Source organism: Rhodoplanes azumiensis (genome assembly GCF_042682915.1).
GTDB classification, from domain to species: domain Bacteria; phylum Pseudomonadota; class Alphaproteobacteria; order Rhizobiales; family Xanthobacteraceae; genus Rhodoplanes; species Rhodoplanes azumiensis.
The window spans coordinates 117,180-129,921 of sequence record NZ_JBHUIW010000005.1 but is presented as its reverse complement, the minus strand read 5'-3'; the positions used below and the strand labels follow the sequence as shown (position 1 = coordinate 129,921).

12 protein-coding genes are annotated in these 12,742 nt (G+C 69.8%); 7 read left to right on the top strand and 5 right to left on the bottom strand.

The window, feature by feature from the left end:
- Window positions 1-70: 70 nt before the first annotated feature.
- Window positions 71-475 (top strand): YHS domain-containing (seleno)protein, encoded by a 405-nt coding sequence (locus tag ACFSOX_RS06980; RefSeq protein WP_378477075.1) that lies wholly within the window; start codon window positions 71-73, stop codon window positions 473-475.
- 46 nt (window positions 476-521) lie between these two features.
- Here the strand turns inward: ACFSOX_RS06980 and ACFSOX_RS06975 are convergent, their stop codons facing one another.
- Complete coding sequence (locus ACFSOX_RS06975) at window positions 522-1,382, bottom strand: 3'(2'),5'-bisphosphate nucleotidase CysQ family protein (protein ID WP_378477074.1); 861 nt, start codon at window positions 1,380-1,382, stop codon at window positions 522-524.
- Between the two features lie 114 nt (window positions 1,383-1,496).
- Between ACFSOX_RS06975 and chpT the strand changes: the two genes are divergently transcribed.
- The 6 genes from chpT to ACFSOX_RS06945 all read left to right on the top strand — a co-directional run bounded on the left by chpT (window position 1,497) and on the right by ACFSOX_RS06945 (window position 8,401).
- The gene (chpT, locus tag ACFSOX_RS06970) at window positions 1,497-2,213 is read left to right on the top strand and encodes a histidine phosphotransferase ChpT (protein ID WP_378477073.1); all 717 of its coding nucleotides are present in this window, start codon (window positions 1,497-1,499) and stop codon (window positions 2,211-2,213) included.
- Window positions 2,214-2,572: 359 nt separating this feature from the next.
- Window positions 2,573-5,308: a hybrid sensor histidine kinase/response regulator gene (locus tag ACFSOX_RS06965; RefSeq protein WP_378477072.1), complete on the top strand. Its 2,736-nt coding sequence runs from the start codon at window positions 2,573-2,575 to the stop codon at window positions 5,306-5,308.
- 11 nt (window positions 5,309-5,319) lie between these two features.
- The gene (locus tag ACFSOX_RS06960; protein ID WP_378477071.1) at window positions 5,320-5,784 is read left to right on the top strand and encodes a chemotaxis protein CheW; all 465 of its coding nucleotides are present in this window, start codon (window positions 5,320-5,322) and stop codon (window positions 5,782-5,784) included.
- A gap of 74 nt (window positions 5,785-5,858) precedes the next feature.
- The gene (locus tag ACFSOX_RS06955; protein WP_378477070.1) at window positions 5,859-6,245 is read left to right on the top strand and encodes a response regulator; all 387 of its coding nucleotides are present in this window, start codon (window positions 5,859-5,861) and stop codon (window positions 6,243-6,245) included.
- A gap of 78 nt (window positions 6,246-6,323) precedes the next feature.
- Window positions 6,324-7,514 (top strand): protein-glutamate methylesterase/protein-glutamine glutaminase, encoded by a 1,191-nt coding sequence (locus tag ACFSOX_RS06950; protein ID WP_378477069.1) that lies wholly within the window; start codon window positions 6,324-6,326, stop codon window positions 7,512-7,514.
- Entirely contained in the window at window positions 7,511-8,401 is an 891-nt protein-coding gene (locus ACFSOX_RS06945) for a CheR family methyltransferase (protein WP_378477068.1), read from the top strand. Before ACFSOX_RS06950 ends, ACFSOX_RS06945 begins: the two co-directional genes overlap by 4 nt.
- Window positions 8,402-8,511: 110 nt before the next feature.
- On the opposite strand, the gene ACFSOX_RS06940 is transcribed toward ACFSOX_RS06945, so the two are convergent.
- From ACFSOX_RS06940 to fliI, 4 genes are all read right to left on the bottom strand, one after another.
- Window positions 8,512-9,882 (bottom strand): anti-sigma factor domain-containing protein, encoded by a 1,371-nt coding sequence (locus ACFSOX_RS06940; protein WP_378477067.1) that lies wholly within the window; start codon window positions 9,880-9,882, stop codon window positions 8,512-8,514.
- Window positions 9,875-10,459 (bottom strand): RNA polymerase sigma factor, encoded by a 585-nt coding sequence (locus ACFSOX_RS06935; protein WP_378477066.1) that lies wholly within the window; start codon window positions 10,457-10,459, stop codon window positions 9,875-9,877. The genes ACFSOX_RS06940 and ACFSOX_RS06935 overlap by 8 nt, the downstream gene beginning before the upstream one ends.
- Before the next feature lie 181 nt (window positions 10,460-10,640).
- A complete protein-coding gene (gene fliJ / locus ACFSOX_RS06930; protein WP_378477065.1) occupies window positions 10,641-11,057 on the bottom strand; it encodes a flagellar export protein FliJ in 417 nt (138 codons plus the stop codon).
- A 102-nt stretch (window positions 11,058-11,159) separates the two neighbouring features.
- Window positions 11,160-12,482, bottom strand: coding sequence for a flagellar protein export ATPase FliI (gene fliI / locus ACFSOX_RS06925; protein ID WP_378477064.1), 1,323 nt, complete (start codon window positions 12,480-12,482; stop codon window positions 11,160-11,162).
- Window positions 12,483-12,742: the final 260 nt, after the last annotated feature.

Here is a 12,742-nt window from a genome sequence, read left to right as displayed (position 1 = left end):
AACTGCGCGCCTTGCGGCCGCCCTCGTCATCGCAGTCCTCGGCCTCGCGCTCGCCCCGGCGGGCGGCCCGATGGCCGCGATCAGCGAGCGGGTCGTCACCGACCGCTATTCCGGCCTCGCCCTCGCGGGCTTCGACCCGGTCGCCTATTTCGTCGACGGCCAGCCCGAGCTCGGCCGTCCCGAGTTCGAGTACGATCACCAGGGCACGGTCTGGCGGTTCCGCAACGAAGGCAACCGCAACGCCTTCGCCGACAATCCCGGCGTCTACGGGCCGCTGTTCGGCGGCTACGATCCGGTCGGCGTCGCGCGCGGCGTATCGCGTCCCGGCCACCCCGAGATCTTCCTCGTCGTCCGCGGCCGGCTGATGCTGTTCTACAGCGACGCGGCGAAGGCGAAGTTCCTGGCCGATCCGGTCGGCGTGCTGACCGAGGCGCAGTCGCACTGGCCCAAGGTACAGAGCCAGCTCGCCCAGTGAGCCGGCGCGCCGGCTTCCGCCTTCCTGCGGGCGGCCGAAATCCGGATCACGGCCCGGGCGGCGGCGGAGCCCCCCAAGCGACGAAGCCCGACACCAGGAAACCGCGGGGGCCGTCCCCGTAGCGCAGCGGGGTGCCGTCCGGCCGCAGGACGACGCCTCCGGCGGCCGTCAGCACCGCGTCGCCGGCCGCCACGTCCCATTCCCGCACCGGCGCGAAGCGGGGATAGACGTCGGCCGTGCCTTCGGCCAACAGCCCGAACTTGAGCGCCGAGCCGCGCGGAACGCGGTCGACGACGCCGTTCGCGACGAGGAACCGGTCGCTGTCGGGATCGAGATGTGACCGGCTGACCGCCGCGACGAGCCCGTCGGCCGGGGGGCGCCGGGTCCGGATCGGCGCCGCCGGGCCGTCCGACGCGCCGGCCGGCAGGGCGACGCGCTCGGCGCCGCGCCCGACCCGGCCGCGATAGAGCACGCCGCAGGCCGGCACGAAGACCAGGCCGGCGAGCGGCCGGCGATTCCGCACGATGGCGATGTTGACGGCGTAGTCGTCGGTGCCGGCGACGAACTCGCGGGTGCCGTCGAGCGGATCGACCAGCACGAAGGGCGCGTCGCCGAAGTCGCGTCCGGCATTGTCGTCACTCTCTTCAGACACCACCGGCACGCCCGGCAGCAGCCGGGCGAGGCCGGCGAGGATCACGTCCTGGGCGGCGCGGTCCGCCGCGGTCACGGGCGAATGATCGGCCTTCTCGGTGACGGCCAGCGGCCCGCGCGCGACCTCGAGGATGGCGCGGCCGGCCCGCGACACCAGCGTCGAGAGCGCGGCGGCCAGGCGGTCGTCGACGAGGTCGTGGAGATCGTGGCGGGCGGAGCGCGGGGCGGCGTCGCGGGCGTCTCGGGTCGGCTCCATGCGGTCGGTCCGGCGGGGTGAGCGGTGGTTTGCGTTGATGCTTTGCGCCGGTGTATCACATCGCACCACCGCGGCGCGGCGCCGATTCGGTGGCCCCCGCGGAGACCCGACCCGATGTCCAGCGCAGTGCCCGGCAGCACCGTGCCCTCCAGCACCGTGACGCTCGATCCGCTCGATCTGACCGCCCTGCTGTGCTCGCGGGTCTGCCATGACCTGATCAGCCCCTCGGGCGCCATCGTCAACGGTCTCGAGGTCTTGGAGGACGCCCAGGACGAGGAGACCAAGACCTTCGCGCTCGATCTCATCAAGAAGAGCGCCGGGCGGGTCTCGGCCCGGCTGCAGTTCTGCCGGCTCGCCTTCGGCGCCGCCGGCTCGGCCGGCGCCCAGATCGATCTCGGCGACGCCGAGAAGGTGGCCCGCGGCGCCCTCGAGGACGAGAAGGTCAAGCTGTCCTGGAGCCTGCCGCGGCTGCTGCTGCCCAAGAACCGGGTCAAGCTGGTGCTCAACCTGCTGCTGCTCGCCGGCCAGACGATTCCGCGCGGCGGCACGCTCGCGATCGATCCGGTCGGCGAGGGCGAGGGCATGGGTTTCCGGGTCGAGACGCGCGGCATGAACGCGCGCGTGCCGCAGCATCTGCCCCACCTTGTCGCCGGCACGCCGGAGGATCCGGCGCTCGACGCGCATGCCGTCCAGCCGTTCTACGCCGGCCTGCTGGCGAAGGCCTGCGGGCTCGAGGTCGCCTTCGCGGTCGAGGGCGAGGCGATCGTGATCACGGCCGTCGCGCCGGCCGGTGCCGGTGCCGGCGCCGAGCCGGTGGCGAATGTCGGCTGAACGACCCTCGTACAAAAGGGTTATTTCAAGCCTTTCCGAGTGTTAGTCGAGCAGCGCGAACGCGGCGCCACGCAAAATTTTTCGCGGCCCGCGGATCGCTGCGGGGCCCCTTAAGGCAATCTTAACGGGCCCGGTCGCGTCCCCATATTCTCTCTAATTTTCAACAATTCCGATGCTTCGTCGCGGAGCCCGCGAGGGCGGGGCGCGACGAACGCCCGCGATCGTCGCGCAAGAACATCGCCAGGATGCGTGTTTCCGCGCCCTCGTCCGCAACGAAACTTAAACGCTTTCCCAAGAGACTGCATTCGCTCCCGAATTCCTCTCCGGGCTGCGCGGTCCTGTAACGCGAGTTTTATCCGATGGACGACTTGCTCCGGGAATTCCTGACCGAGACGAATGAAAGCCTCGATGTCGTCGACGTCGAACTCGTTCGTTTCGAGCAGGATCCAAACAACGCCAAGATCCTCGACAACATCTTCCGGCTCGTCCACACCATCAAGGGAACCTGCGGGTTCCTCGGGCTGCCCCGGCTCGAAGCTCTGGCGCACGCCGCCGAGACGCTGATGGGCAAGTTCCGCGACGGCACGGCCGTCACGGGCGAGGCCGTCACCCTCATCCTCTCGACCATCGACCGGATCAAGTCGATCCTGGACGACCTCGAGCAGAACCAGGAAGAGCCGGCCGGCCAGGATCGCGATCTGATCGACGAACTCGAGCGGCTCGCCATCAACGCGCCCGCGCCCGCCAAGGCGGCCGAGGCGCCGGCCCCCGCCGCGGCGGCGCCCGCCGCTCCCGCCGCTCCCGCCGCGAAGGCCGATGCCGACGTCACCAAGGGCGAGCTCACCTATCAGGTGCTGGAGCGTCAGCTGCGTCCGGGCGAGGTGTCGCTCGACGAGCTGGAGCGCGCCTTCCGCGAGACGCCCGGGCCGGTCTTCAATCCCGACATGGCGCAGACCACCTCGGCCGCCAAGGCGGCCGCCGCGCTCGCCGCCAAGGCGACCGAGCCCAAGGGCGACGACGAGAAGAGCGGCGACGGCAAGGTCGCGAACCAGTCGATCCGCGTCAACGTCGAGACGCTCGAGCACCTGATGACGATGGTGTCGGAGCTGGTGCTGACCCGCAACCAGCTGCTCGAGATCGTCCGCCGTCACGAGGACTCCGAGTTCAAGGTGCCGCTGCAGCGGCTCTCCAACGTCACGGCCGAGCTGCAGGAAGGCGTCATGAAGACGCGCATGCAGCCGATCGGCAACGCGTGGCAGAAGCTGCCCCGTATCGTGCGCGACCTCGCGACCGAACTCGGCAAGCAGATCGAGCTCGAGATGCACGGCGCCGACACCGAGCTCGACCGCCAGGTGCTCGACCTGATCAAGGATCCGCTGACCCACATGGTCCGCAACTCGGCCGACCACGGCCTCGAGTCGCCGGCCGAGCGGCGCGCGCTGGGCAAGCCGGACAAGGGCACGATCCGCCTCTCGGCCTATCACGAGGGCGGCCACATCATCATCGACATCTCGGACGACGGCCGCGGCCTCAACACCGAGAAGATCAAGGCCAAGGCCATCTCGAGCGGGCTCGCCACCGAGGCCCAGATCGAGAAGATGAGCGAGGCGCAGATCCACAAGTTCATCTTCGCGCCGGGTTTCTCGACCGCCGCCAAGGTGACGAGCGTGTCGGGCCGCGGCGTCGGCATGGACGTGGTCCGCTCCAACATCGACCAGATCGGCGGCACCGTCGACGTCAAGTCGGTGGCCTGCTCGGGGTCGAGCTTCGTCATCAAGATCCCGCTGACGCTGGCGATCGTCTCGACCCTGATCGTCGAGGCCGGCGGCGACCGCTTCGCGATCCCGCAGCTCTCGGTCGTCGAGCTGGTGCGCGCCCAGACCAACTCGGAGCACAAGATCGAACGGATCAAGGACACCCCGGTCCTGCGCCTGCGCAACAAGCTCCTGCCGCTGATCCGGCTCAAGAGCCTGCTCAAGATGGACGAGGGCGAGACGCAGTCGAACGACGACGCCGAGAACGGCTTCATCGTGGTGACGCAGGTCGGCACCCAGACCTTCGGCATCGTGGTGGACGGCGTCTTCCACACCGAGGAAATCGTGGTCAAGCCGATGTCGAGCAAGCTGCGCGACATCGCGATGTTCTCCGGCAACACCATCCTGGGCGACGGCTCGGTGATCATGATCATCGATCCGAACGGGATCGCCCGTGCGCTCGGCACCATCGCCACCACGCAGGCGCAGTCCGAGGAGAGCAACGCCGTCCAGCATCACGTCGGTCAGGACAACACGACTTCGCTGCTCGTCTTCAGGGCCGGCTCGCCGGAGCCCAAGGCGGTGCCGCTGTCGCTGGTCACCCGGCTCGAGGAGATCGACGCGACCAAGATCGAGATCTCCAACGGCCGTCGTCTGGTCCAGTATCGCGGCCAGCTGATGCCGCTGGTGCGGGTCAACGACGAGGTGCAGATCCGCACCCAGGGCACCCAGCCGCTGCTCGTCTTCTCCGACGACGGGCGCTCGATGGGTCTCGTGGTCGACGAGATCGTCGACATCGTCGAGGACACGCTCAACATCGAGGTGTCGAGCGACGTTCCGGGCGTTCTCGGTTCCGCCGTGATCAAGGGCCAGGCCACCGAAGTGCTCGACATGGGCTACTTCCTGCCGATCGCCTTCGAGGACTGGCTGCGCCGCAAGGACAAGGCGCTCGGCGGTCCGGTGACCCGCACGTTGCTGTTCGTCGACGACTCGGCGTTCTTCCGCAACATGCTCACTCCGGTGCTCAAGGCCGCCGGCTATCAGGTCACCACGGTCGCCGCCGCCCAGGAAGCGCTCGAGGTGCTGAAGTCGGGCAAGCGCATCGACGTCGTCGTGACCGACATCGACATGCCCGGCATGAACGGCTTCGAGCTCGCCCAGGCGGTGACCTCCGATCCCGAGACCAAGGACGTCCCGATCATCGCCCTGTCGGGCCTGACCTCGCCCGAGGCGATCGAGCGCGGGCGCGAGGTCGGCTTCCACGACTTCGTAGCCAAGTTCGACCGGCCCGGCCTGATCGCCGCCCTGAAGGAACAGACCGCCCACGCCGAGGCCGCGTGATGGAGACGAGGATGGCGAACGACAACACTTCGAGCGACCAGCTCACCGAATACGTCACCGTCATGCTGGGCGAGCAGCTCTTCGGGCTGCCGATCTCGCGGGTGCAGGACGTGTTCATGCTCGAGCGTCTCACGCGGGTTCCGCTCTCGCAGCCGGAGATCGCCGGCGTGCTGAACCTGCGCGGCCGCATCGTCACGGCGATCGACATGCGCCGAAGGCTCGGCCTGCCGAAGCGCGAGGACGGCAAGAAGCCGATGGCGATCGGCATCGAATCGAAGGGCGAGTCCTACGGCCTGCTGATCGACTCGGTCGGCGAGGTGCTCAAGCTCGACGAGACCGCCCGCGAGCCGAACCCGGTCAATCTCGACGCGCGGCTCGCCCGCGTGTCGGCCGGCGTCCATCGGCTCGAGGGACAGCTCCTGGTCGTCCTCGACGTCGACCGGGTGCTCGACATGGGCGAGGCCATCGCGGCCTGAGCCGAAGCGTTCAACGATTGCGGGTGCGCCGGCGGCACGATCGCGGCCGGGGCACGAGAGAGACGAGGCACGCGATGAAGACCTGTCTGGTTGTCGACGACTCGAGCGTCATCCGCAAGGTGGCGCGCCGGATCCTGGAAGGCATGGACTTCGCCATCACCGAAGCCGAGGACGGCCAGGAGGCACTCGACGCCTGCCAGCGCGAGCTTCCCGACGCGGTCCTGCTCGACTGGAACATGCCGCGCATGGACGGCTACGAGTTCCTGCGCACGCTGCGGCGCATGCCGGGTGGCGACCGCCCGAAGGTGGTGTTCTGCACCACCGAGAACGAGGTCGCGCAGATCGCCCGTGCCCTGCACGCCGGCGCCGACGAATACATCATGAAGCCGTTCGACAAGGACATCGTCGCGGCGAAGTTCCAGGAGGTCGGCCTCGTCGCCGCCGATCCGGCCCAGACCTGATCGGCGCGTCCCGGCCGGACGCTCCACGTTCGCAAGCCATCTCCGTCGTCTCTTCTGCGTAACCGAGTATCTCGCGTTATGGCACTCGCCGTCACATCCACGTCCAGGGCATCGACCGCCACCGGCGACCGGGTTCGGGTCATGGTGGTCGATGATTCGGTCGTGGTGCGCGGCCTGATCTCCCGCTGGCTCGAGGAGCAGCCCGACTTCGAGGTCGTCGCCTCGCTGCGCACCGGCCAGGAGGCCGTCGACCAGGTCGAGAGGCTCGATCCGGACGTCGCCATCCTCGACATCGAGATGCCCGTGCTCGACGGAATCTCGGCCCTGCCGCTGCTGCTCGCCAAGAAGCGCGATCTCGTCGTCATCATGGCGTCGACGCTGACGCTGAAGAACGCCGAGATCAGCCTGAAGGCGCTCTCGCTCGGTGCCGCCGACTACATCCCGAAGCCGGAGACGGCGCGCGGCGTCACCACCTCGGCCGACTTCAAGCGCGATCTCGTCGAGAAGGTCCGTCATCTCGGCTTGCGCCGGCGGCGGATGCGCGCGCCCCGTCCGGCCACGCCGGCGGCGCCGGCTCATCCCGACACGCGCCTCGCCGGCGGCGGCGCTCGTCCGTCCGTCGCGCCGCCGGCGCACACGATCGAGAAGACCGTTGCCCTGAAGCTGCGGCCGTTCTCGCACACCCTGCCGCGCGTGCTGCTGATCGGCTCCTCGACCGGCGGCCCGCAGGCTCTCAACGAGGTGATCGCGCAGCTCGGCCGCGTGATCGATCAGGTGCCGGTGCTGATCACCCAGCACATGCCGCCGACCTTCACCACGATTCTGGCCGAGCATCTGTCGCGCGCCAGCGGTCGTCCGGTTCGGGAAGCCCAGGACGGGGAACCGGTCGTCGCGGGTCGCGTCTATGTCGCTCCGGGCGCCATCCACATGCAGGTGGCCCGGCGCGACGGAAGCCCGGTGATCGTCCTGCGCGACGGTCCCCTGGTGAATTTCTGCAAGCCCGCCGTCGACCCGTTGCTGTCGACGGCCGCGCAGGTCTGGGGCGGGGCGACGCTGTGCGTCATCCTCACCGGAATGGGATCGGACGGGGCCAAAGGGGCGGCCGAGCTCGTCGCCGCAGGCGGCAGCGTCATCGCTCAGGACGAGGCCTCGAGCGTCGTGTGGGGAATGCCGGGGGCCGTCGCCCAGGCGGGATTGTGCTCCGCAATCCTGCCGCTGGGGCAGATCGCCCAGAAAGTAACGCGTATTTTCTCGGGAGAGCGCTCGTGACGCCGTTCGACTACGACTACCTGCGAAAGCTGCTCAAGGACAGGTCCGGCCTCGTGCTCTCCGCCGACAAGGAGTACCTGGTCGAGAGTCGCCTGCTGCCGATCGCCCGCAAGAACAATCTCGGCGGCCTGAGCGAGCTCGTGCAGAAGCTCAAGGGGCCGGGCTCGGAGAGCCTGCTGGTCGCCGTCGTCGAGGCGATGACCACGAACGAGACCTTCTTCCTGCGCGACAAGGTGCCGTTCGATCACTTCCGCAACTCGATCATTCCGTCGCTCCTCAAGGCACGCGAGGCGAAGCGCAAGCTGCGCATCTGGTGCGCCGCCGCCTCCACGGGGCAGGAGCCCTACTCGCTCGCCATGTGCCTGAAGGACATGGGCTCGCGGCTCGACGGCTGGCGCATCGAGATGATCGCCACCGACCTCTCGATGGAGGTGCTCGACAAGGCCAAGGCCGGCGTCTACTCGCAGTTCGAGGTGCAGCGCGGCCTGCCGATCCAGATGCTGCTGAAGTACTTCACGCAGACCGGCGAGACCTGGCAGATCTCCTCCGAGATCCGCTCGATGGTGCAGTTCCGCACGCTGAACCTGCTCGGCGACTTCACCAGCCTCGGCCCGTTCGATCTCGTCTTCTGCCGCAACGTGCTGATCTATTTCGACCAGGCCACCAAGGTCGACGTGCTGGAGCGGATCCGCAAGATCACCGAGCCGGACGGCTTCCTGGTGCTCGGCGCCGCCGAGACCGTGGTCGGCCTCACCGACGCGTTCAAGCCGGTGCCGGATCAGCGCGGCGTCTACGCCCCGAACGCCGCTTCGGCGGCGGGCAAGCCCGCAGGCTTCGCCATGCCGGCGACTCAGCGACTCGCCGCCAATTTCGGCGCGGTGCGCTGATCGGTTCGGTTCCCGCGCGGCCCAGAAGGGCCGCGACTCCCCCGACGTAGACGCCCGGCGAAAGCCGGGCGTTCTTGTTGTGCGGGGCGCGGCGGTGCTGTTGCCGGGCGTTACGGCGCGCTGCTGCCGCTCGGGGGGGCGGCGGGCATCTCGGGGACGGCTTCGATCAGGCGGCCCGAGGCGACGACCGGAGTGGAGGGGCCGTCGATCGGCGAGCCGGTCTCCGCCTCCAGCGACACCGCATAGACGGCGGCCGCGACTACGTCGGGCGGAAAGTCCGCGACCGCCGGCACGATGGTGAACTCGGCGGTGCCGAGCAGGCCGAGCGAGCGCGGCGCCGGATACTTGTCCGAGACCAGCCACAGCTCGTAGCGCTTGTCGCCTTCGTCGGCAGCCTTGACGCGGCGGACCATCAGGCTCTTGCGGTCGGGCTGCAGCGACACGATGAACGCCGGCGTCGTCCCCTCGGCCTGCAGCACCGCGACATGGCGGGCCGGGTCGGTCGGCGGCGCCGCGGGCGGGGCGGGGGACGGCGCGATCGGAACCTCGACGGTGCGCACCACCTCGCGGATCTCGACCCGGCCCGGGAGGAGGCGCAGCTCCGGCGGCAGCCGATCGGGTGCGAAAAGCGCCGCGGCGGCGAGACCGCCGAGCGCCAGAACGAAGGCCGAAAGCCCGACCGCGAGGCTGCGCCAGCGTTGCACGCTACGCACCAGCCGCCGCACCGTCGCGTCGTCGCCGCCGGTCGGCAGCGGAATCAGGGCGCCGCCGGGGGCGCCTCCCGACGGACCTGGCGCCGGTCCGATGTCCGGCACGCCGGCCGGACCGCGCGGATAACCCGGCACCGTGGCGTCTTCGTCCGGAAAGATTTTGATGTCGACCGCCGTGGTGTCGCGATCGCCGGCCGTGATCGGCGCCGGGCCGGCCGGAGCGGTCGTCGCGGCCGGTGTCCGGGGCGGGGCCGAGGCCGGGGGCGTCACGCGAGCCTCGGTCTCCGCGAGCGGCATCGCCAACGCCTCGGCGACGGCGCGCAGGACGTCGGGCGACGAGGCCGCCGGCGCGGGCGTTTTGTCGGCGCCCGCCACCGCGGGAGCGATCAGCTCCGCCGCGATCGGCTCGAACGGGGGCGGCGAGGAGGAGACCGGCGGCGTCGGTGCGGCCGCCGCGACCGGGATCTCCGGTGCGACCGGTGCGACCGGCGGCTCCGGTGCCACCGATTCCGGCACCACCGCTTCTGACACGGGTGGCGCAGCGGCAGACGGCTCCGGCAACCGGGCGCGCAGCGCCATCCAGATCGCCGCCGGCGGCGTCACCGGATCGACCATCGTGTCGAGCTCGCCGAGCCGGCGTTCCCACGCCGCGACCTGCGCCGCGAAGGCCGGATCGCGCGCGATCAGCGCGTCCGCCTCGTCGCGTTCGTCGGCGTCCAGCGTGCCGAGCACGTACTCGGCCGCCAGTCCGGCGCGGTCGTCGTCAGTCATTCCCCAAATACTCCCGCAGGTCGGCGAGCGCGCGCCGGAGCTGCGTCTTGATGGTTCCGACCGGCCGGTCGAACTCGCTCGCGAGGCCGGCGCGATCGACCCCGTTGAAATACGCGCGCAGGATCATGCGCCGGCGGTCGGGCTCCAGCCGGCCGATGGCGCCGAGCAGCTGCTTGAGCGTCTCGCTCGGCGGCGGCGCGGGCGCCGCCTCGACCTCGGCGTCGCCGTCCGATCCGGACCCGTCCTCGCCCTGTCCGCCATCCTCCGTGTCCGCGTCGCCGGGGGCGTCGCGCCCGATGGCGCCGTCGCGGCGCGCCACGGCGATCGCCTCGCGCCGGGCGATCGCCACCATGAAGGTCGTCGGCGTCGCCCGCGCCGGGTCGAACCGCGGCGCCTCGGCGAAGATGCGCAGATAGGCGTCCTGCAGCACCGCGGCGGCGACCGCGGGCCGGCGCACGATGCCGAGCACCACGGCATAGAGGCGCCCTCGCGTCGCCATGTACAGACGCTCGAACGCCGCGAGATCGCCCTTGGCGACTCCGGCGAGCAGCCACACCAGTTCGGCCGACGACAGCATCCCGGCGCCCCGTTCCCACCCGGCCGCGATTATGGCCGAAGGTCGCAGCCCCGCAAGCACCGCGGGGCGAGGGGGAGCGAGCGCCGCGGATGCGTGCCGCCGCAACGACGAAGGCCCGGGCGGCAGGCCCGGGCCTTCGTGAGCGGCAGGAAACCAGAGACCGGCAGGAGGCGGGAATCGATCAGGCGACGGCGCCGCGCGCCCGCAGGCCGGCGATCGAATCGAGCTCGTGCTGCTCGCGGGTGTTCTCGGCGACGCGCTCGCGGTGCTGGTCGCGCTCGTCGAGCAGCTCGACCTTCTTGAGCTCTTCGAACGATTCCTGCAGCGCCGCGCGGGCCTCCTCGAGCTGGCCGGACAGCTCGTCGGCCGAGCGCTTGAGGTTCTCGCGCCGCTGCATCGCGGCCTTGGCGTAGGTCGGATAGGCGAAATGCGCCGGATCGGCGATGCCGGCCCGCTCCTGCTCGACCTGGATTTCGCGGTCGAGATCGCCGGCCATCCGCAGGAACTCGGCGATCATGGTCTCGATCTGGGCGACCTTGCGACGGTGCTCGTCGACCTGAAACTTCTTGAGCCGAATAAGTGTATCGCGCGACTTCATCGACTGTTACTCCCCAGAAGCCCCGAGTGCGGCCTCGAATGCAGCCTGGCACGACAGGGCCGAGAGCCGCTCCGAACAGGTCGCCATTCTGGGAGCATAGTCTTAGTTTTCGGTTTCTGCGCCCATGAGGATTTGCTGCAATCTCCTGTAGCCGTCGGCCAGCGAGGTCGACTCGCTCTTGCCCTGCTTCAGGAAGGTCTCCAGCGGCTCGTGCAGCTTGATCGATTCGTCGACCTCGGCGCTGGAGCCGGGCCGATAGGCGCCGAGCCGGATCAGCTCCTCCATGTCGGCATAGGTCGCCATCACCTTGCGGGCCTGCATGATCACCGGCAGGTAGTCCGGGTCGCAGGCGCGCGGCATGGTCCGCGAGATCGATTTCAGGACGTTGATGGCCGGGTAGCGGCCGCGCTCGGCGATCGATCGCTCCATCACGATATGGCCGTCGAGAATGCCGCGCACCGCGTCGGCGACCGGCTCGTTGTGGTCGTCGCCGTCGACCAGCACGGTGAAGATGCCCGTGATGGCGCCCGCATTGGTGCCGGGGCCGGCCCGCTCCAGCAGGCGCGGCAGCTCGGTGAAGACGGTCGGGGTGTAGCCCTTGGAGGTCGGCGGCTCGCCGGCCGAGAGGCCGATCTCGCGCTGCGCCATGGCGAAGCGCGTGACCGAATCCATCAGCACCAGGACGCTCTTGCCGGCGTCGCGGAAATATTCGGCGATCGCCAGCGTGAGATACGCGGCCTGGCGGCGCATCAGCGCCGGCTCGTCCGAGGTGGCGACGACGACGACCGAGCGGGCGAGGCCCTCCGGCCCGAGGTCGTCCTGAAGGAACTCCTGCACCTCGCGGCCGCGCTCGCCGACCAGGCCGATCACCGAGACGTCGGCATCGACGTTGCGGGCCAGCATCGAGAGCAGGACCGACTTGCCGACGCCGGAGCCGGCGAAGATGCCCATGCGCTGGCCGCGGCAGCAGGTGATGAATGTATTGAGCGCGCGCACGCCGAGATCGATCGGCCCGCCGACCCGCTGGCGGGCATGCGCCGAGGGCGGACTGTTGCGGAAACGACACGGCGTCGGGCCAATCGGCAGCGGACCCTGCCCGTCGACCGGCTCGCCGAGCGCGTTGACGACACGGCCGAGCCACCCCTCCGAGGGGCGGACCGCGGCGGCCGCCGACATCACCACGGCGCGGCAGCCGCGGCGCACGCCCTCGAGTGCCGCGAACGGCATCAGGAGTGCGTGGTCGCCGGAAAAACCCACGACTTCACAAGGGATTGTGCGGCCCGTGGTCTCGATTCCGACACGCGCCCCGACCGACATCGCGTGCAGCGGCCCGGCCACCTCGACCATCAGGCCGCGCACGCCGACGACGCGGCCGAACACCTCGACCCCGTCGATCTCGGCGATCTGCTCGGCGAGTGTCCTCACCTGCGCCTCCTCACCTGGGCCGCCCTGCGGGGGCCGACCGATTCGCGCCACCGGGGGCCGATCCGCCGACTTTAACGCGATGTTTACCCGCACCGTTAATCATTGGATCACCGTCCTCGGGTCCATCCGGAAATCTCGTCTCCCCGCCGACGGAGGGGCGAGTCGACTGAATCGGTTACGGCCACTTCCTAAAGTGAGATGTGAGCGTGAACGTGCTCAAAAAACCATCCCGCCACAACATTTTAGGCCGATTCTGGCGA